The following is an 18647-nucleotide window of genomic DNA, read 5'->3' on the forward strand; positions in this document are numbered from 1 at the left end:
GCTCAGCGGGCGTCGCGGTCCCCCAGCCACTTGGACCACTTCTTCACGTCGTGCTCGGCGTCCACGGTGCGGACCGTGCCGGACGACGAGCGCATCACGATGGACTGCGTGTGCACGCGGCCGTCGGCGAAGCGCACACCGCGCAGCAGGTCGCCGTCGGTGATGCCGGTGGCCGCGAAGTAGCAGTGGTCGGAGGTGACCAGCTCGTTCGTGGTCAGCACCGCGTCGAGGTCGAGGCCGGCGTCGAGGGCCTTCTGCTTCTCGGCGTCGTCGGTGGGGGCCAGGCGACCCTGGATGATGCCGCCGGTGGCCTTGATCGCGCACGCGGTGACGATGCCCTCGGGGGTGCCGCCGATGCCCATCATCATGTCCACGCCGGTGTCCGGGCGGGCGGCGGCGATGGCGCCGGCGACGTCGCCGTCCAGGATGAACTTCACGCGGGCGCCGGCCTGGCGGATCTCCTTGACCAGGCCCTCGTGGCGGGGGCGGTCCAGCACGCACACGGTCACCTGCGAGACGGGCTTGTCCAGGGCCTTGGCCACGAGGTTCACGTTCTGCTTCACCGGCAGGCGCATGTCCACGAAGTCGGCGGCCTCGGGGCCCACCACGAGCTTGTCCATGTAGAACACGGCCGACGGGTCGAACATGGTGCCGCGCTCGGCCACCGCGAAGACGGAGAGCGCGTTGTTGTAGCCCATGGCGGTCAGGCGGGTGCCGTCGATCGGGTCCACGGCCACGTCCACGGCGGCGCCGGAGCCGTCGCCGACCTGCTCGCCGTTGAACAGCATGGGGGCCTCGTCCTTCTCGCCCTCGCCGATCACCACGGTGCCGTCCATGGCCACGGTGTCCATGAACGCGCGCATCGCGTCCACCGCGGCGCCGTCCGCCTTGTTCTTGTCCCCGTAGCCCACCCAGGGGCTCGCGGCGATGGCCGCCGCCTCGGTCACCCGCACCAACTCCATGGCCAGGTTGCGGTCCGGGACGTGATTCTCGTAGCCGGTCTTCTCCGAGGACGCGCTGGTCATCGCTGCTCCGATCCTTGCTCGCGGCGCTCCGTCCGCACGGGACGGGGCGTGAGGGCGGCTCTGCCCCGGTCCTCATCCTACGGGGGTGGTCTCCCGCGGGTGGCACAATGCTGACCGTGAGCTCCGCCGACCCCCACTCCCCCGCCCCCGCCCCGTCCTGACCGCCACGCAGGCGCAGCGGGCCCGGCAGCCGTGGATGGCCATGGTGCTCTCCCTGGTGGCTCTGCTGGCGATCGTGGCCGTGGTCCTCCTGCTCAATCCGGAGCCGCCGCAGCGGCCCCGCGAGGACCGCGTCGACGTCGCCGCCGAGGCCGCCACGGTCCCCCACGACGACGGCGACCTGCCGGCCCTGGCGCCCGAGGTGCCGGAGTCCTGGTACGCCAACTACGCCCGCCTGCAGAAGCTGGACGGCGTCTCCACGTGGGACGTCGGCTGGGTGGTCACGGACACGGTGTTCGCGGGCCTGCAGCAGGCCGAGGACGTCGACCCCACCTGGGTGAGCCTGCGGGTGGACCAGGTCCCGACGTCGGAGACGATCGAGATCGACGGGATCGCGTGGGACCTCCACGCCGATCCGAAGAAACCGGAGCGACGGCTCGTGGCGGAGGTGGACGGCAGCACCGTGGTGCTGACCACCACCGGCGACCGCGCCGTCCTCGAAGACCTGGCGCACGGCGTCGCGAAGGAGACCCGATGACCCCCCACACCCGCCCCGAGACGACGCCGGCCCCCGACGTCGTCGTCCCCACCTCCGACCTGACCCCCGCCGAGGCGTGGGAGGTCCTCGTCGAGGGCAACCGCCGCTTCGTGGCGGGCGAGCCGAGCCACCCGAACCAGAACGCCGAGCGCCGCAGCGGGCTGACGGCCGGCCAGGCCCCGGTCGCCGTGATCTTCGGCTGCGCCGACTCGCGCCTGGCGGCCGAGATCATCTTCGACCTGGGCCTCGGCGACGTGTTCGTGGTGCGCACGGCCGGCCACGTGATCGACGACGCCGTGCTGGGCTCCATCGAGTACGGCGTGGATGTGCTGGAGATCCCGCTCGTCATCGTCCTGGGCCACAACTCGTGCGGCGCCGTCACGGCGACGGTCGAGTCCTACATCTCCGGCACCATGCCGCGCGGCTTCGTGCGCCCCCTCGTGGAGCGCATCATCCCGTCCGTGCTGGCCGGGCGCCGCCGCGGTCTGGAGGAGGTCGACGAGTTCGTGGCCGAGCACGTGGACCAGACCTGCGACCACCTCCTGGAGACCTCGCAGTCCGTCCGCGCGGCCGTCGAGTCGGGGCGCACCGCCGTCGTCGGGCTCACCTACTCGCTGTCCGAGGGCACCGCGCGACCGGGCCGCGTGCACGGCGACCTGGCGGTCTGACGACGTCGGGCGTCCGGTGCGGCACCGGGCGCCCACGCCGTCCTAGGATGTGACCATGACCGCAGAGAACACCGATCAGCAGTTCCGCATCGAGCACGACACCATGGGCGAGGTGAAGGTGCCGGTGAACGCGCTCTACCGTGCACAGACCCAGCGCGCCGTGGAGAACTTCCCGATCTCCGGCAAGGGCCTCGAGCCCGCCCACATCCACGCCCTCGCGCAGGTCAAGAAGGCCGCGGCCAAGGCGAACGCCGAGCTGGGCATCATCTCGCAGGAGCGCGCGGACGCCATCGTCGCCGCCGCGGACCAGGTCATCGCCGGCGACCACGACGACCAGTACCCGATCGACGTGTTCCAGACCGGCTCCGGCACCTCCTCCAACATGAACACCAACGAGGTGCTCGCCACCCTCGCCACCCGCGCACTGAAGGAGGCCGGCTCCGAGGACGAGGTGCACCCCAACGACCACGTCAACGCCTCCCAGTCCTCGAACGACGTGTTCCCGACCTCCGTGCACGTGGCCGTCACCGCCGCCCTCGTGAACGACCTCGTCCCGGCGCTGGACCACCTGGCCGTCTCCCTCGAGAAGAAGGCGGAGGCCTTCGCCGGCGTCGTGAAGTCCGGCCGCACCCACCTCATGGACGCCACTCCGGTGACCCTGGGCCAGGAGTTCGGCGGCTACGCCGCGCAGGTCCGCTACGGCATCGAGCGCATCCAGTCCGCGCTGCCGCGCGTGGCCGAGGTCCCGCTCGGCGGCACCGCCGTGGGCACCGGCATCAACACCCCGAAGGGCTTCTCCGCCCGCGTGATCGAGCTGCTCGCCGAGGAGACCGGTCTGCCGCTGACCGAGGCCCGCAACCACTTCGAGGCCCAGGCCAACCGTGACGGCCTCGTGGAGGCCTCCGGCCAGCTGCGGAACATCGCGTTCTCGCTCATGAAGATCAACAACGACCTGCGCTGGATGGGCTCCGGCCCGAACACCGGCCTCGGCGAGATCGCCATCCCGGACCTGCAGCCGGGCTCCTCGATCATGCCGGGCAAGGTCAACCCCGTGATCTGCGAGGCCGCGATCATGGTGTGCGCCCAGGTGATCGGCAACGACACCACCGTCGCCCTGTCCTCCACCAACGGCGCGTTCGAGCTCAACGTGGGCATCCCCGTGATGGCCGCCAACCTGCTCGAGTCCATCCGCCTGCTGGCCAACACGACGCGCGTCATGGCGGACAAGATGATCGACGGCATCGAGGCCAACGAGGAGCGCTGCGCCTTCCTCGCCGGCGCCTCGCCGTCCATCGTGACCCCGCTGAACAAGGTGATCGGCTACGAGGCCGCCGCCAAGATCGCCAAGCACGCCGTCGCGAACAAGATGACCGTGCGCGAGGCCGTCGTGGACCTCGGCTACGTCGAGCGCGGCGAGATCACCGAGGAGCAGCTGGACAAGGCCCTGGACACCATGTCCATGACCCACCCGGAGTGATCCGGCGGATTCGGTGAGCGGCGCGACGCCGCCTCCCGGGCCACGACGCCGAGCGGCCGTCCTCCCGTGCGGAGGGCGGCCGCTCGTCGTTCACGCCAGCACCAGCACTCCGGCGGCCGCCGCCACCATCGCCGGCCCGAACGGCAGCGCCGTTCGCCCCGTCGCCCGGCCCGCGAGGACCAGCAGCCCCGCCACGACGCCGCCGAGCAGGATCGCGCCCACCCCGGCGGCGAGCACCGCCGTCGGACCGAGCACCCCCGTGTACACGCCCAGGCCGCCGGCCAGCTTCACGTCCCCCATCCCGAGGCCGCCGCGGCTGAGCACGTGCAGCGCGAGCATCGCCACGGTGTAGCCGAGACCGCCCAGCAGGCTGCAGAGGGCCAGGTCACCCCGGCCCGCCAGCAGCGCTCCCCCGGTCATCATCGCCAACCCGCCCAGCGCCAGCCGCAGCGTCCATCGGTTCGACAGCCGATGCTCCCGCAGGTCCGTGCGCACGAGCACGCCCGAGCACACCGCGAACCACGCCAGCCCCAGGGTCCACAGCACCGCCGTCGCCGGCGCGCCGTGCGTCCACGCCCATCCCACTCCGCTCATGCGCCCAGCCTAGGCCGGGCGGCGCACCCGCCGGGCCGCCGTCCACAGGCGATCAGGCCACCTCGCGTTCACGGTCCGGCCACCCGGTGTTCTGCCGACAGCGCAACCGGGGCCGCCCATTGCGACGACCCCGGGCACGGGTCTACTCTGAAGTCACGAGCTTCCAGCCGTCTCATGGACGTACGGGGCTCACACAGACCCCATGGCCTCAATCCCGTTTCAAAGGGGCCATGGTGGCGGGCTTCCTCGGTCCCCCATCCCCCCTCCGCGGGGCCGAGCACCCCCGCCGGGGGCCGCTGCTTCGGCAGCGGCCCCTTTTTCATGACCGACCCCGCCGCCCGGCTCAGGCCCGGCCCTCCTCCAGCAGGTCCGTGACCAGCGCGGCGATCGGGGAACGCTCGGAACGGGTCAGCGTCACGTGTCCGAACAGCGGGTGGCCCTTGAGGCGCTCCACCACGGCCGCGATGCCGTCGTGCCGGCCCACGCGCAGGTTGTCCCGCTGGGCGACGTCGTGGGTCAGCACGACCTTCGAGTTGCGGCCCATCCGGCTCAGCACCGTGAGCAGCACGTTCCGCTCGAGCGACTGCGCCTCGTCCACGATCACCCACGCATCGTGCAGCGAGCGGCCGCGGATGTGCGTCAGCGGCAGGATCTCCAGCATCCCGCGGTCCACCACCTCGTCCACCACGGACGGGGAGACCAGCGCACCCAGGGTGTCGAACACGGCCTGCGCCCACGGGCCCATCTTGTCGCCCTCGGAGCCGGGCAGGTAGCCGAGGTCCTGGCCGCCGACGGCGTACAGCGGGCGGAACACGACCACCCTGCGGTGCTCGCGGCGCTCCATCACGGCGTCGAGGCCCGCGCACAGCGCCAGCGCGGACTTGCCGGTGCCCGCGCGGCCGCCGAGGGAGACGATGCCCACGCTCGGATCCGTCAGCAGCTCGATGGCCAGCCGCTGCTCGGCGGAACGGCCGTGCAGGCCGAACACGTCGCGGTCCCCGCGCACCAGGCAGGCTCGGCCGCCCTCGCCGACCCGGGCCAGGGCGGAGCCCCGGGGCGCGGTGAGCACCAGCCCCGTGTTGACCGGCAGGCGGTCCGCCTCGGCCGGGGCCTCCTCCGGCCCGGTCTCGACGCCCGTGCCGGTCAGGGTCCCCAGCGGGACGCCGGCCAGGTCGACCTCGCCGTCGTCGTAGAGGGCGTCCAGCCGCTCCTGCGCCACGCTGAGGGAGACGGTGCCGCGCCAGCCCGAGTCACGCACGAGCTCGTGGCGGTACTCGTCCGCGGCGAGGCCCATGGCCGCCGCCTTCACGCGCATCGGCAGGTCCTTGGACACGACCGTGACCGTGGCGCCCTCGTCCGCGAGCGCCTTCGCGACGGCGAGGATGCGGGAGTCGTTGTCCGTGCCGCGGATGCCCAGGGGCAGCACGTCCACGGACACGTGGTTCAGTTCGATCCGCAGCGTGCCGCCCTCGGGGGTGATCGGCACGGGCTGGTCCAGCGCGCCGTGGCGGCCGCGCAGGTCGTCGAGCAGGCGCAGGGCCGTGCGCGCGTAGTAGCCGAGGTCGGGGTCGGCGCGCTTGGCCTCGAGCTCCGAGACCACCACGAGCGGCAGGACCACCTCGTGCTCGGCGAAGTGCAGCAGGGCGCGCGGGTCCGAGAGCAGCACGGACGTGTCCACCACGTAGGTCCGCAGGCCGGTCGCCTCCGCCGCCCCCGCCTCGGCACGCGCCTGGCCCGGCCGGCTCGACGGCTCCTGCCGGGTCTGCGCGTGCTCCACGAGCTCTGCCACCATGTCTGCCTCCTGTGCCGGTGAACCGTGCGGGCGGGGGTCCGCCCACGGGCCACGCTAGGAAGCGGCGTCGTCCGCCGGGGCCCGGCACGGTGAACCCGGGATGAAGTCGCGGTGACGGTCCGTCCGGGCCCCGCCACGGCCCCGGCGTCCCGCGCTCCCTACACTGGAGACGCGCCGCCGACGTCCCGACGGCCGCCCGCTCCCCGTCCCCAGGAGGGCCCTTGAGCATGCACCGCCCGTCCCCCGGCCTGCCCGATCTGCCGGGCGGCCCAGCCCCCGCCCCGACCCTGGCCGAGCGCGCCGGCGGCCGCCTGCTGGGCGCCGTCGCGCCCACCGCCGTGCTGATCGCGGCCATGTGGGTCGCGCAGGTCGTGCTGATCTTCCTCGGCCGGGTGATCATCCCCGGCGTGGGCCTGATCCCGCGACGCCTCGGCGGCCTCGACGGGGTCCTGTTCTCCCCCGTGCTGCACGCCGGCTGGGCCCACCTGATCGGCAACACGACGGCGCTGCTCGTCCTCGGTCCGCTGGCCGCCCTGGTCTCGCGTCGGCCGGTGGCCCTGCTCGTCTGCGCCTGGCTGGGCTCGGGCCTGCTGACCTGGGTGATCGGCACCCCGGGCGTGCACATCGGCGCCTCCGGGATCGTGTACGTGCTGATCGCGTTCCTGATCGTCTACGGGATCGCGGTGCGGCGGATCGGGGCGGTCGTCGTCTCCGTGCTCGTCGCGCTCACGCACCTGGGCTCGAGCCTGATCGGCCTGCTGCCGGCACCCGGCATCTCGTGGACCGGCCACCTGGCCGGGGCCGTCGTCGGGGTGCTGCTGGGCCTGTGGTGGGGCCGCGCCGACCGTCAGGTGCCGAACCGGCGCTGACGGCTGCCGTAGTCGCGCAGGGCACGCAGGAAGTCGACCTTGCGGAACGCGGGCCACATGGCCTCGCAGAAGTAGAACTCCGAGTACGCGGACTGCCAGAGCAGGAACCCGGAGAGCCGCTGCTCCCCGGACGTGCGGATGACCAGGTCCGGGTCCGGCTGGCCGCGCGTGTAGAGCCGGTCCGCGATCTGCTCGACGGTGACGGACTCGGCCACCTCCGCCGCGCTGTGGCCCAGGGCGTGCTCGTCCCGCAGCAGCTCGCGCACGGCGTCGAGGATCTCCTGGCGGCCCCCGTAGCCCACGGCCACGTTCACGTGCACGCCGTCGTGGCCCTTGGTCTGCTCGGCGACCTCGGCGAGCCGTCGCGCCATGGGCTCGGGGAGCAGGTCCACCGCGCCGACCGGCTGCACGCAGACGGGGGCGCGGCCCTCGGCCGGCTGGGCGAGGCGCTCCGCCGTCGTCTGGATGATCTCCAGGAGCGGGGCGAGCTCCTCCGCCGGGCGCCGCAGGTTCTCGGTGGAGAGCATGTAGAGCGTGACCACGGGGATGCCGGCCTCGTCGCACCAGCCGATGAAGTCGAGGATGCGCTCGGCGCCGGCCTGGTGGCCCTGCTGCGTGGACGCCCCGAACGCGCGGGCCCAGCGACGGTTGCCGTCCACCAGCACGCCGATGTGCCGAGGCAGGCGCTCCGGGTCCAGGCCACGCGTCAGCCGCCGCTCGTACAGGCGGTAGAAGGCCTCGGGTCGACCCACGGCGCGCTCCCCTCTCGGACGGTCCTGCGAGCCTCCAGGATACGCGCGCGGCACACAGCGACCATCCCGTGCCCCGGCCCCGGGCCGACCGACGACAATGGAGGCATGGACCCTGTGACACCCCTCCGCGAGACCGACGCCGCCCGTCGCCTGCGCTGGCGCATCGAGCGCATCCGCGACCCCGACCATCCGCTGTACAAGCCCCGACTGCGCGGTTGGATCCACGCGGTCATGGCGCCGCTGACGCTGGCGGCCGGCATCGTGCTCATCGTGCTCGCGCCGACCGCGACGCTGCGGTGGGCCAGCGCGGTCTACACCGTGACGGGCCTGCTGCTGTTCGCGGTCTCGGCGACGTACCACCTGGTGCAGTGGAACGAGGTGGTCTCCCGTGTCCTCAAGCGGCTGGACCACACGAACATCATGCTGGTCATCGCCGGCACCTACACGCCGCTCTCCCTGGCCCTGCTGCCTCCGGACCGGGCGCGGGTGCTGCTCACCCTGGTGTGGGTGGGGGCCGTGGCCGGCGTCGCGTTCCGGGTGCTGTGGACGGACGCGCCGCGCTGGCTCTACACGCCGGTGTACGTGGTGCTCGGGCTGGCGGCGCTGCTCTACCTGGGCGACTTCTTCGCCGCGGATGCGGCGGCGGGGTGGCTGATCGTGGCCGGTGGGATCGCGTACATCACGGGCGCGGTCTGCTACGCGCTGCAGGCCCCCACGATCCACCGCGAGTGGTTCGGCTTCCACGAGCTGTTCCACGCCTTCACGGTGGCCGGCTTCGTGTGCCACGCCGTCGCCATCTACCGGGCGGTGCTCGTCGTCGCCTGAGCGTGTCGAGGAAGGGGGTCTGCGCCCCGCCGGGCAGCGCCGAGGCCCGCAGACGCGCCGCTACGGTCATGCCGTAGCGGCGCGTCTGCGGGCCTCAAGGGTTCGGGCGTGGAGTCTCCGGCGTCGAGTCTCGGGCGTGCACGGGCCCGACGACGGTCAGTCGCGTCCGGTGTCCGGGGCCTGGGGCTCCGGGGCCGGCTCCTGGAGGTAGCCGGGGTACTTCTCCTGCAGGCGGCGCAGCCGGTCCTCCGAGTCCGCGTCCAGGTGCTCACCGCCCGCGCGGACCTCGTCCGGCAGGTGCTGCTGATGGCGCTCCACGAGCATGGCCTCGGCCTCCGGGGAACGCTGCTGGACGCGGCGCACCGAGCGGACCATGACGCGGAAGACGATGATCGCCATGACCACCATGAGCGCGGTGAACAGGAACCCCTCGATGCCGGGGGTGACCTCCGCCTCCTCGAGCCCGGGGCGCAGCGTCGGCTCCGGGACGGCGGGCACCGGCGCGGGGCTCGCGGCCGCGAGCGCGGTGAGGACGAGGGGAAGGCCAGACAGGGGTGTCACGCCGCCCCACTCTACCGGCCCCGGCCGCACGGACCGAGCCGGGTCGGCTCAGCGCAGGCCGGCGAAGAGGTCGTGCTCCGGCAGCTCGGAGGGCACCCGCGAGTCGATCAGCGCGAAGTCCTCCCACGGCCAGGCGCGCCGCTGCAGATCATGGGGGGCGTCGAAGAACATGCCGTCGGGGTCGATCTGCGTGCGGTGCGCCCGCAGGGCGGCGTCGCGCTCGTCGAGGAAGCCGGTGACGTCCACCTGCGTGGTGACGTCGTGGTCCGCGGTGACCCACGGCGGGATGACCTCCGGGTCGGGCACGTCCTCCCCGGCTTCACGGCGGCGCAGCACCTCGCGCATCGCGTCCATCGCATCGAACATCATCAGGCGTCGGGCGAACGGCACGTCCTCGCCGTCGGCCTCGGCCACCGCGGCCATCGTGCGGAACTTCCGCGGGTTGAAGCCGCAGTCGTAGTAGACCTTCGAGACCTCCCACGCGGGCCCGGCCTCGGGGTACTCGTCCGCGAGGCCGGCGGCCCGGTAGGCCTCCATCGTCACGGCGTGGGCCTGCAGGTGGTCCGGGTGCGGGTAGCCGCCGACCTCGTCGTAGGAGATGAGCACGTGCGGGCGGAACCGGCGCACGAGCGAGATCAGCGGGGTCGCCGCATCCTGGAGCGGGACCTCGGCGAAGCAGTTCGCCGGGAGGGCGGGCAGCGGATCCCCCTCGGGCAGGCCCGAGTCGAGGAAGCCGAGCCAGGCGTGCCGGATGCCGAGGATGCGCGCGGCCTCGGCCATCTCCTCGCGGCGCACGGCCGCGATGTCCCGGTCCGCCCGGGTGGTGTCCCCGAACGACGGGTTGAGCAGGGTGCCGGCCTCGCCGCCCGTGCACGTGACGACCATGACCTCGGCCCCGGCCGCCGCGTAGGCGGCCATCGTGCCGGCCCCCTTCGAGGACTCGTCGTCCGGGTGGGCGTGCACCGCCATGAGACGCAGCCCGGTGGAGGGCGGCAGGGCGGTGCCTGCGGCGGGCTGGGCCTGGGGGGTCTGATCGGTCACGGGGATCGCACACTCCTGTCCGGATGGCGGGGCCGCCGCGGGGGCGGCGGCGTGAGGGGTCCAGGCCGACGTCGTCATCGGCCTCCGGCGGCGGGCAGCGGCTAGGGTGGAGGGGATGTCTCACCACGCCCCCGCGGTCCGCGCGCAGGACCCCACATTAGCCAACCGGTACGGCACGGACCACACGCGTCCGGGCCGTCGTCGGCTGTGGGCGGGCCTCGGCGGGCTCGGGCTGGTCGTGGCCGTGCTGCTGTCCGTGTGGATCGGCCTGAACATGTCCGTGGGCGCCATCGAGTACAAGGACGTCGGCTTCACCATCGAGGACGACGGCCACGCGACCGTCACCTTCCAGGCCTCCGTCCCGGAGGGCGTGCAGGCCGAGTGCGATGTGCTCGTCACCGACTCCCACGCCGCCCCCGTCGGCTTCCGCACCGTCCGCCTGGAGACCCTGCCGGCCGACCGGCGGGACTCCCCCTCGGACGCGCAGCAGCGCTACACCGTGGACGTGCGCACCGTGGTGCGGGGCGACTCCGGCGTCGTCGAGACCTGCCGCAAGGTCTGAGCCCTCCCGGCCGCTCCGCCCTCGGCGTAGCGGCCGCCTTTGGTGTGACGCACGCCGCCCGGATAGACTCGTCGGAGCATTCCCGCCCCGCCGGTGAGTCAGGCAGGCGTCGCACGGAGCCCTCGGGTCACGCGCGTCCTCCTGATCGGCGGGGTCTTTCGCATGCGGGCGCGTCCGCCGGACGCGGATCGCGCACCGGATACGGTGCGCCGCGCCCCGGACTCCGCATCACCCGAGACAGAAAGGCGGAACAGAGCATGACCACCAGCCAGTCCGACGCCCCGTGGCTGACCCAGGAGGCGTACGACCGCCTCTCCAAGGAGCTCGAGTACATCTCCGGCCCCGGCCGCCAGGAGATCATCGAGCGCATCGAGGCCGCGCGCGATGAGGGCGACCTCAAGGAGAACGGCGGCTACCACGCCGCCCGCGAGGAGCAGTCCAAGAACGAGGGCCGCATCGCCGAGCTGAAGCACCTGCTCGAGACCGCCCGCGTCGGCGAGGCCGCCGAGAACGACGGCGCCGTGCACCCGGGCACCGTGGTGACCGCCGTCGTCGCCGGCGACGAGATGACGTTCCTCTTCGGCAACCGCGAGATCGCCGCGGACGACGAGTCGCTCGAGGTCTACTCCGAGCGCTCCCCGCTCGGCGAGGCCATCAACGGTGCCAAGAAGGGCGACAAGGTCTCCTACACCGCCCCGAACGGCAAGGACATCAAGGTCGAGATCAAGGACGTCCAGCCCTACTCCGGCTGACCGACCCCGGCTCCGACGACGGCCGCGGTCCCCTCCAGGGGCCGCGGCCGTCGTCCGTCCCGGGTCCCACCGCGCCCCCGTTGCTACTCTGGCCCCATGCTGACCGTCGAGAAGGCGCACCTGCTGCTCACCCGCGAGGACGGGCTCTCCGAGAGCCCCTCCCACCACCGCGTGGCCCTTGCGGCCGCCGCGCTGGCCGACCACCGCTCCGCCGGGATCGTGACCCTCGAGGACGTCCCCGTGGACCGGGCCCGCGTGCTCGTGACCGCGGCCGGCACCACCGGCGACCCCGTCCTGGACTCCTCCCTCGCACAGGTCGACGCCCTGGCCGGCCGACCGCTCGTGTCCACCGTGGCGGCCGGCAAGCCGGATCTGCGCAAGGCCGTCGTCGCCCATCTGACCGAGACCGGCTGCCTCACCGAGCGCAAGGCCTTCCTGGCCACCCGGCACGTCCCCCGGGGCACCGAGCGCACCGAGCTGCTGGCGCACCTGACCGCCGTGGTCCTCGACGAGGCCGAGCCCTCCGACGAGGACGTGCTCCTGCTCGGCGTGCTGCAGCACCTCAACCTCGCCCGACGCCTGCTGCCGGGCGCCCACGAGCGCTACGACCGCCGCGAGATGGTCCGCCGCATCGAGGCGCTGACGCGCGAGGACCTCCTGGTCCAGGCCGTGCGCCGCGCGGTGGGCGGGACCTGTGGCACCGTCACCGCGGCCGCCGCCGGCTCCGCGGCCTGAGCCGGCCCGGTCAGGGCAGCGGGGCCGGGCTGTAGCCGGCCGCGCGCAGCGCCTCCAGGACCTGGGCGGAGTGCTCGGCGCCGCGGGTCTCCATGTCGATCGTGATGTGCACGCCGCCCATGGACAGCTCCGGGCCGACGCGGGTGTGGTCCACGCGCACCACGTTGGCGTCCGTGTCCGCGATGATCCGTGAGATCGTGGCCAGCTCGCCCGGGCGGTCCCGCAGCGGGATACGCACGGTCATGTAGCGCCCCGCGGCCGACAGTCCGGCCTGGATGGACTTCAGCATGAGCATCGGATCGATGTTCCCGCCGGAGAGGATCACGGCGGTGGTGCCGAGCTCGAAGCCCAGGTCCGCCGTGCGGCCCGCCAGCAGGGCGGCCACCCCGACGGCGCCCGCCGGTTCCACCACGAGCTTGGAGCGCTCGAGGAGGTGGACGAGGGCCGCGGCGATCTCGTCGTCCGTGACGGTCACGACGGCGTCCACCAGCTCGGCGGCGATCCGCAGCGGCAGGGCCCCGGGCCTGCCGACGGCGATGCCGTCCGCGATGGTGGACACGCTCTCCAGCACCTGGACGCGGCCCTCCTCGAGGGAGCCGGGGAACGCGGCGGCGGTGGCCGCCTGCACGCCGATGACGCGCACCGTGCGCCCACGACGCCGGGCGGCCTCCTTGAGGGCCACGGCCGTGCCGGCGATGAGCCCCCCGCCGCCGATGCCCATGATCACGGTGTCCACGTCCGGCAGCACGTCGAGGATCTCGAGGCCGACGGTGCCCTGGCCCGCGATGACGGCCGGGTCGTCGAACGGCGGGATGAACACGGCACCGGTCTCCGTGGCCCACCGCTGCGCCTCGGCGAGGGACTCGTCCACGGTGGAGCCGTGCAGGACGACCTCGGCGCCGTGGTCCCGGGTGGCCTGCAGCTTGGGCAGGGCCACGCCGTGCGGCATGAAGATGCGGGCGCGGATGCCGAGCTTGGCGGCCGCGAGGGCGACGCCCTGGGCGTGGTTGCCTGCCGAGGCGGCCACGACGCCGCGGCCGCGTTCCTCCTCGCTCAGCTGCGCCATCCGCACGTAGGCGCCGCGGACCTTGAACGAGCCGGCCCGCTGCAGGTTCTCGCACTTCAGGTGCACGTCCGTGCCCACGGCACGGGAGAGCGCCCGGGAGTGCTGCAGCGGGGAGAGCTCGGCGATCCCGCGCAGCGTCGCGCGCGCCCGCTCGATCTCCTCGAGGGTGACGGGCAGCTCCGCCGGGGCCGGTGGGCCGCCGGCGGGCCGCACCCACCGGGGCGACGGCGTCGGGACGGTCCGGTCCGGGGTGTCCGTGGCCTGCGCCGCGCCCATCAGGCGTCGTCCCCGTGCCGGGTGCCCGCGTCGGCCTCGGAGGCGAGGGCGGCGTCGTCGTGCGCCGAGGGGCGGTACCGGTGGGAGCCGGCCGCCTCGTCCTCCGCGCCGCCCGGTTCGAGGGCGTGGCCCGTCCGCTCCGTGAGCTCCTCGGGGGTGTCGGCGGTGAGGGCGCGGACGAAGCTGTTCACGAAGGCCAGCACCGGCACGGCGAACACGGCGCCCGCCAGACCGAGGACGGTGGAGCCGGCGGCGACGGCCAGGAACACGGCCAGCGGGTGCAGCGCGACGGCTTTGCCCATCACGAGCGGCTGCAGGACGTTCGACTCGATCTGCTGCACGAGCAGCACCACGCCCAGCATGAGCAGCGCGTTGACCAGGCCGTTGGACATCAGCGCCAGGAGCACCGCCATCGCGCCGGTCAGGGTGGCGCCGATCATCGGGATGAACGAGGCCAGGAACACGAGCACGGCCAGCGGGATGGCCAGCGGCACCCCGAGGATCAGGGCGCCGATGCCGATGCCGACGGCGTCGATGAACGCCACGAAGATCTGGACCCGCACGTAGGAGCCGAGCGACTGCCAGCCCGAGCGGCCCGCGCGGCCCACGGTGGCCCGGTGCGCCTTCGGCACGAAGATCAGCAGGAAGCGCCAGATGCGGTCGCCGTCGTAGAGGAAGAAGATCAGGGAGAACAGGGCGATGAACAGGCCCGCACCGATGTTGACGGCCGTGGAGCCGAACGAGACGGCGCTGTTCACGACCGTGGCGGAGTTGTCCCGCAGCGTCTGCCACAGGCCCTCCAGCCCGGCACCGGAACGGGGGATCTCCACGCCCACGCCGGCCAGCCAGGCGATCGCGTCGTCGACGGCCTGGCCCAGCTGGTCGCCCAGTTGGGCGAAGCCCTGGACGATCTGCTGACCGGCGAGCCCCATGAGGCCCACCACGACGACGACCAGCAGCAGCACGCACAGCAGGGCGGCCGCGACGCCCGGCACCTTGATGCGCCGCATCGCCTGGAACACCGGGGCCAGCAGGGTGGCCAGCAGCGCGGCCACGAGGATAGGGATCACCACGAGGCTCACGAAGCCCAGCAGGTACACCACGACGCCGATGCCGATGACGACGGCCACCAGCCGCCAGGACCAGGCCGCGGCCACCGTCAGCCCGTAGGGCACGTCCTTGTCGATCTTGGTCTGGGCCGCCAGGGTCGAGCTCACGCGCGATCCTCCTCGTGTGGGTGGTCGGGGACATGGGGGGTCAGACCCCACTGGACGCTCCAGCGGGCGTGCGGGGCGAGCCGGTGCAGGCCCTCCCCGAGTTCAGGGCGTCCGCGGGAGCGGTGAGCGGCTCCACCGCGAGTGCCGTGTCACGGCCGGGCAGCCGGTCCGTGACGAAGACGTGGGTGTAGGCGAACGCGTGGTCGGTCCACAGGGTCACGGCGCGGCCGTCCGCGGCGAGCAGGGTCTGGCGGTGTCGGCCGTCGGCGTCCGGGGTCAGGCCGGTGAGGCACACGTCCAGGGCGGCCTCGCCCACGGCCCGGCCGCGGCGGAAGTCCAGGTCCGTGCCGTCCACCGGCAGGGTCTCCACGGGGATGAGGTCCTCCCCCGTGCGGATCCAGGCGTCCGCGGGCACGCGCAGGCTCAGCTCCGCCGTCGGGACGTCCCCGATGCGCAGGAACGGGTGGGCGCCGACCGCCACGGGCACGGTGGCGTCCGTGTGGTTCTGCACCTCGGCGGTGACGGTGAGGCCGCCGTCCGCCTCGAGCTCGTAGGTGACACGGTGGGTGAGCCGGAACGGCCAGCCGTGCTGGGGGTGGATCTCACCGCGCAGGGTCACCGCGTGGGCGGAGAACGTCTCGGTGACGAAGTGGGTGTTGCGCAGCAGGCCGTGGCTGGCGTGGCCGCGCGCGGGTTCGGTGACGTCCAGGCGCTGCTCGACGCCGTCCAGGATCCAGCGGGCGCCGGCGACACGGTTCGGCCACGGGCTCATCTGGATGCCGTTGGCGGCGGGCGGGACCACGTCCGGGCCGTACGGCTCGGTGAGGTCCACGCCGGCCACGCGGTACCTGCGCAGGGCACCGGCCAGGCCGACGACGACGGCCTCCGCGGACCCGCGGTGCAGGCGGTGCTGGGTGCCGGTGGCGTCCGGGGCCCCGAAGGCGGGCAGGTCGCTGGTCTCGGTCACGGGACCTCCTGGGTGACGGCGAGGGACCCCCTCAATCTACGCCCTCGCGGACGCAGACCGCCCCGGCCTGTGCAGGACCGGGGCGGCGGTGCGGGTCTCCGTGCGGGGACGGGACGGACGGGTCAGTCGTCGCTGCGCAGGATGGAGAGGATGCGCAGGATCTCGACGTACAGCCAGACCAGGGTCACGGTCAGGCCGAACGCGACGGACCAGGAGTACTTCTGCGGGGCGCCGTTCTTCACGCCCACGGCGGCCATCTCGAAGTCCATGGTCAGCGAGTACGCCGCGAGCAGCACGGCGATCGCTCCGATGATCAGGCCGAGGCCGCCGGTGCGCAGGTTCGCGATGCCCGTCCAGGTCAGGACCAGGTTGACGAGCATGAACACGAGGTAGCCCAGCATGGCCGTCATGACGATCTTCGTCATGCGCGGGGTGGGGCGGAACTTGCCCGAGGTGTACAGGGCCAGCATCACCGCGAACACGGAGAAGGTGCCGAGCACGGCCTGCACCACGATGCCCGGGTAGGCCGCCTCGAACACGGCGGAGATGCCGCCGAGGAACAGGCCCTCGGCCAGGGCGTAGAGCATGATCAGCACGGGCGAGGGCTCGCGCTTGAACGAGTTGACCAGGCCGAGGACGAGGCCGGCGATCGCGCCGACGATCATCAGGCCCGGCGAGAACCAGCCGACGGCGCCGGCCACGACGACCAGCACGAGCATGAGGCCGGTCTTGCCGACGACGTCGTTGTAGGTCATCCGGCCGGTGTGCTCCGGGCCGGCGGCGGGGGCGCGGAAGGCGTCCTCCATGGACCGCTGGTGGGCGTAGTCCTGCGCGGCCTGGCCGGCGCCGAACGCCTGGGCCCGGCCGGAGGGGTCCTGCTGGCCGTAGGGGGACTGCGCGGACTGCGTCCCGCCCTGGTACCAGCCGGGCTGCGCCTGTCCGCCGCCCTGCATCTGCTGCTGGAAGTTCTGAGAGTTCATGACCGGATTCGCCACGGCTCGCTCCTTCGGGTCGAGTCGGCCCGGTCGCACGCCGCTGCAGTGAGCAGCGCTCGTGCCCCGGGGTTCAGCACGATCCTATCGGGAGGTCTGTGTCCGCGCGCGGGGTCGGTGCGTGGATCCGCGCCGGTTCACCGGCTGTTCACGGTGGGCGCAGAAGCGAGGCGCGCGGGGAGACGCGTGGTGCCCCCGGCGGGACTCGAACCCGCAACACGCCGATTTTAAGTCGGCCGCCTCTGCCAGTTGGGCCACGGGGGCGTGGCGGGCCCGTGGACGCGGGCCCGGGTGCGGACGACGCCGGCCCCGCCCGATGCGCTCGGACGGGGCCGGCGGCCCGCTGGCTGCGGGATCAGCCCTTCGAGGACTCGAGGGCCCGCTGCCGCTCGAAGCGGCCGGGCTCGAGCTCGACGCCCGCGGCGCGGCGGAACGGGTTGAAGGGGGTGTCCAGGCCCGCCACCGAGGTGGAGTCGCGGCCGAACAGGGTCTCGGCGACCCAGCCGGACAGGATGCGGAACTTCCGCTCCAGGGTGGGCATCGCGTAGCCGTGGTAGCCGCGGTGGGCCAGGAACGCCGGGATGCCGGCGATCTTGGTGCCCAGCGGGTTGCCCACGCCGCGGCCGAAGCCCAGCCCCGCCACGGTGCCCAGGGACTTGTGCACGTACTCCTGCACCTCGCCCTCGCCGTGGCGCACGGCCATGTAGTTGGCGGCCAGACGCTTGGCCTGACGGATGGCGTGCTGGGCGTTCGGGACGCAGAAGCCGCCCGGGCCGGCCCCGGTCAGGTCCGGCACGGCGGAGACGTCGCCGCAGGACCACGCACCCTCGAGCGCGCCGGCCTCGCCGTCCTTGATCTGCAGGGTGGGGGTGGCCTCCACGCGGCCGCGGTCGTCCACCGGGAAGTCGGTGCTCTTGACCACGGAGTTGGCCACCACGCCGGCGCACCACACGAGGGTGTCCGCCGCGAAGGTCTCCGCCTCCTCCTTGGAGGGCATGGCCACGAGCTTCATGACGCCGTCCGTGGCGTCGCCCAGCGAGGTGTTCAGCAGGACCTCGACGCCGCGGGACTTCAGATGCTCCACCACGCCCTGGGCCTGCTCCTCGGAGACCTCGGGCATGATGCGGCCCATGGCCTCGACGAGGACGATCCGGATCTCCGACTGGGAGAGGCGCTCGTTGCGCTCCACGGCGTTGCGGATGAGGTTCTCCATCTCCGCGATGGCCTCGATCCCGGCGAAGCCGCCGCCCACCACCACGAAGGTCAGGGCACGCTTGCGCTCCTCGGCGTCCGTCATCAGGGAACCGGCGTCCAGGCGCTCCAGGATCTGGTTGCGCAGCTGGACGGCCTCCTCGACCGAGCGCAGACCGATGCCCTGCTCGCCCAGACCCGGGATCGGGAACACGCGGGTCACGGCGCCCGCGGTCATCACGATGTCCTGGTACGGGATCTCGAACTCGTCGCCGCCCTCGCCGCGCACCACGGCGGTGCGGCCGGCGTGGTCCACGGACACGACGGCGCCGCGGACGACCTCGGCGTCCTTGAGGTGCGTCTGCAGGTCCACGTTCACGTGGCGGCCCTCGATGTGGCCGCCCACGACCTCGGGCAGGAACGGGTAGTACGTCATGTACGGGCGGGGGTCGACGACGGTCACGACGCCGCCGCGCTCGGCGACCTTCTTCTGCAGCTCGCGGGCGACATGGAACCCGGCGTAGCCGCCGCCGACGATCAGCAGGCGCGGCTTGGGAGACAGTTCAGGAGTGAGAGACATACCGCCAG

Annotated in this window: 19 protein-coding genes and 1 tRNA gene; 8 read left to right on the top strand and 12 right to left on the bottom strand. The window is 73.1% G+C overall.

Features of this window, described 5'->3' with window-relative positions; genetic code table 11:
• Positions 1-2: 2 nt before the first annotated feature.
• Positions 3-1025, bottom strand: a complete 1023-nt coding sequence (glpX, locus tag POD19_RS00770; RefSeq protein ID WP_002854500.1) for a class II fructose-bisphosphatase — start codon at positions 1023-1025, stop codon at positions 3-5.
• A gap of 202 nt (positions 1026-1227) precedes the next feature.
• Between glpX and POD19_RS00775 the strand changes: the two genes are divergently transcribed.
• The 3 genes from POD19_RS00775 to POD19_RS00785 are packed head-to-tail and all read left to right on the top strand — an operon-like array spanning position 1228 to position 3867.
• A complete protein-coding gene (locus POD19_RS00775) occupies positions 1228-1722 on the top strand; it encodes a DUF4245 domain-containing protein (protein WP_241251023.1) in 495 nt (164 codons plus the stop codon).
• Entirely contained in the window at positions 1719-2390 is a 672-nt protein-coding gene (locus tag POD19_RS00780) for a carbonic anhydrase (protein WP_049147417.1), read from the top strand. The genes POD19_RS00775 and POD19_RS00780 overlap by 4 nt, the downstream gene beginning before the upstream one ends.
• A gap of 55 nt (positions 2391-2445) precedes the next feature.
• Positions 2446-3867: a class II fumarate hydratase gene (locus POD19_RS00785; RefSeq protein WP_044659622.1), complete on the top strand. Its 1422-nt coding sequence runs from the start codon at positions 2446-2448 to the stop codon at positions 3865-3867.
• Between the two features lie 90 nt (positions 3868-3957).
• Here the strand turns inward: POD19_RS00785 and POD19_RS00790 are convergent, their stop codons facing one another.
• Positions 3958-4461: a prepilin peptidase gene (locus POD19_RS00790; RefSeq protein ID WP_036316321.1), complete on the bottom strand. Its 504-nt coding sequence runs from the start codon at positions 4459-4461 to the stop codon at positions 3958-3960.
• Positions 4462-4804: 343 nt separating this feature from the next.
• On the bottom strand, positions 4805-6253 hold the full coding sequence (locus POD19_RS00795; RefSeq protein WP_041105009.1) for a PhoH family protein: 1449 nt from the start codon (positions 6251-6253) through the stop codon (positions 4805-4807).
• Between the two features lie 227 nt (positions 6254-6480).
• Here POD19_RS00795 and POD19_RS00800 point away from each other — a divergent pair, with 227 nt between their 5' ends.
• Entirely contained in the window at positions 6481-7122 is a 642-nt protein-coding gene (locus POD19_RS00800) for a rhomboid family intramembrane serine protease (RefSeq protein WP_258183746.1), read from the top strand.
• On the opposite strand, the gene POD19_RS00805 is transcribed toward POD19_RS00800, so the two are convergent.
• The gene (locus tag POD19_RS00805) at positions 7101-7874 is read right to left on the bottom strand and encodes an isoprenyl transferase (RefSeq protein ID WP_041105013.1); all 774 of its coding nucleotides are present in this window, start codon (positions 7872-7874) and stop codon (positions 7101-7103) included. The genes POD19_RS00800 and POD19_RS00805 overlap by 22 nt on opposite strands.
• Positions 7875-7979: 105 nt before the next feature.
• Between POD19_RS00805 and trhA the strand changes: the two genes are divergently transcribed.
• Positions 7980-8699 carry a PAQR family membrane homeostasis protein TrhA gene (trhA, locus tag POD19_RS00810; protein WP_336630206.1) on the top strand — a complete coding sequence of 240 codons (720 nt, stop codon included), beginning with the start codon at positions 7980-7982 and terminating at the stop codon, positions 8697-8699.
• Positions 8700-8855: 156 nt separating this feature from the next.
• Here the strand turns inward: trhA and POD19_RS00815 are convergent, their stop codons facing one another.
• Both POD19_RS00815 and mca read right to left on the bottom strand, forming a co-directional pair.
• Positions 8856-9260: a hypothetical protein gene (locus POD19_RS00815; protein WP_036339985.1), complete on the bottom strand. Its 405-nt coding sequence runs from the start codon at positions 9258-9260 to the stop codon at positions 8856-8858.
• Between the two features lie 48 nt (positions 9261-9308).
• Positions 9309-10301, bottom strand: coding sequence for a mycothiol conjugate amidase Mca (mca, locus tag POD19_RS00820; protein ID WP_078025760.1), 993 nt, complete (start codon positions 10299-10301; stop codon positions 9309-9311).
• Positions 10302-10416: 115 nt separating this feature from the next.
• Here mca and POD19_RS00825 point away from each other — a divergent pair, with 115 nt between their 5' ends.
• The 3 genes from POD19_RS00825 to POD19_RS00835 all read left to right on the top strand — a co-directional run bounded on the left by POD19_RS00825 (position 10417) and on the right by POD19_RS00835 (position 12350).
• Positions 10417-10863: a DUF4307 domain-containing protein gene (locus POD19_RS00825; protein ID WP_002856530.1), complete on the top strand. Its 447-nt coding sequence runs from the start codon at positions 10417-10419 to the stop codon at positions 10861-10863.
• A 257-nt stretch (positions 10864-11120) separates the two neighbouring features.
• The gene (gene greA / locus POD19_RS00830; RefSeq protein ID WP_073115954.1) at positions 11121-11615 is read left to right on the top strand and encodes a transcription elongation factor GreA; all 495 of its coding nucleotides are present in this window, start codon (positions 11121-11123) and stop codon (positions 11613-11615) included.
• Between the two features lie 96 nt (positions 11616-11711).
• Positions 11712-12350 (top strand): GOLPH3/VPS74 family protein, encoded by a 639-nt coding sequence (locus tag POD19_RS00835; protein WP_122053978.1) that lies wholly within the window; start codon positions 11712-11714, stop codon positions 12348-12350.
• 10 nt (positions 12351-12360) lie between these two features.
• On the opposite strand, the gene ilvA is transcribed toward POD19_RS00835, so the two are convergent.
• The 6 genes from ilvA to POD19_RS00865 all read right to left on the bottom strand — a co-directional run bounded on the left by ilvA (position 12361) and on the right by POD19_RS00865 (position 18639).
• Positions 12361-13692: a threonine ammonia-lyase gene (ilvA, locus tag POD19_RS00840; RefSeq protein ID WP_122053975.1), complete on the bottom strand. Its 1332-nt coding sequence runs from the start codon at positions 13690-13692 to the stop codon at positions 12361-12363.
• Complete coding sequence (locus tag POD19_RS00845; RefSeq protein WP_144818804.1) at positions 13692-14909, bottom strand: AI-2E family transporter; 1218 nt, start codon at positions 14907-14909, stop codon at positions 13692-13694. Before POD19_RS00845 ends, ilvA begins: the two co-directional genes overlap by 1 nt.
• A 40-nt stretch (positions 14910-14949) precedes the next feature.
• Positions 14950-15876 carry an aldose 1-epimerase family protein gene (locus POD19_RS00850; RefSeq protein WP_340309265.1) on the bottom strand — a complete coding sequence of 309 codons (927 nt, stop codon included), beginning with the start codon at positions 15874-15876 and terminating at the stop codon, positions 14950-14952.
• Between the two features lie 122 nt (positions 15877-15998).
• A complete protein-coding gene (locus tag POD19_RS00855; protein WP_073115962.1) occupies positions 15999-16871 on the bottom strand; it encodes a Bax inhibitor-1/YccA family protein in 873 nt (290 codons plus the stop codon).
• Between the two features lie 184 nt (positions 16872-17055).
• Positions 17056-17132: transfer RNA gene (locus POD19_RS00860), tRNA-Leu, on the bottom strand.
• Positions 17133-17223: 91 nt separating this feature from the next.
• On the bottom strand, positions 17224-18639 hold the full coding sequence (locus tag POD19_RS00865; protein ID WP_073115964.1) for an NAD(P)/FAD-dependent oxidoreductase: 1416 nt from the start codon (positions 18637-18639) through the stop codon (positions 17224-17226).
• Positions 18640-18647: the final 8 nt, after the last annotated feature.

The organism is Micrococcus sp. GPGPB33, from assembly GCF_037853785.1.
In the GTDB taxonomy this organism is placed as follows: domain Bacteria; phylum Actinomycetota; class Actinomycetes; order Actinomycetales; family Micrococcaceae; genus Micrococcus; species Micrococcus luteus.